This is a genomic window from Nocardia asiatica NBRC 100129 (genome assembly GCF_000308415.1).
GTDB classification, from domain to species: domain Bacteria; phylum Actinomycetota; class Actinomycetes; order Mycobacteriales; family Mycobacteriaceae; genus Nocardia; species Nocardia asiatica.
Genome location: NZ_BAFS01000329.1, coordinates 1 through 467 on the forward strand (window position 1 = coordinate 1; position 467 = coordinate 467).

The following is a 467-nucleotide window of genomic DNA, read 5'->3' on the forward strand; positions in this document are numbered from 1 at the left end:
GATTCGAGTGCTCCCGTTCTCAGCTGGGTTTCCGATGGGCGTGGCCGTCGGACCGTTTGTCATCCTGAAGTCCGGGGGCGACGGCAAGCGACAGCCGAAGGAGCCTACAGTTGTCTACGTCGAAAGCTTCACAGGCGATCTGTACCTGGAGAAGCTTGGCGCTGTGCGCCGGTATGCCGATGCCTACCAGCAGTTCGAGCGCGCGGCGCTGGACCCGGGGCAGAGCAGGAAGCTGATCCGGCAGATAGCAAGGGAGTACGCACCGTGAACATTGAGCGCTGCCAGGCGAAATGGTTCAAGAGCAGCCACAGCGGGGCTGACAAAGCATGCGTCGAGGTCGCTTTCCTCGAGGGAGGTCACGTCGGCGTGCGGGACTCCAAGAACCCGATCGGTCCGGCGCTGGTGTTCACGCCCGGCGAGTGGGATGCCTTCACCGCGTATGTAGTTGACCAGGAGTTCTAGCGCCC

General features: G+C 62.7%; 2 protein-coding genes. Both read left to right on the forward strand.

Annotated features, from left to right (window positions below; genetic code table 11):
• A partial coding sequence (locus ON27_RS29230) for a Scr1 family TA system antitoxin-like transcriptional regulator (protein WP_043734714.1) occupies positions 1-268 on the forward strand: 268 nt, incomplete at its 5' end.
• Entirely contained in the window at positions 265-462 is a 198-nt protein-coding gene (locus ON27_RS29235; protein WP_043734717.1) for a DUF397 domain-containing protein, read from the forward strand. The genes ON27_RS29230 and ON27_RS29235, both read left to right, overlap by 4 nt.
• The last annotated feature ends 5 nt before the right edge of the window (positions 463-467 follow it).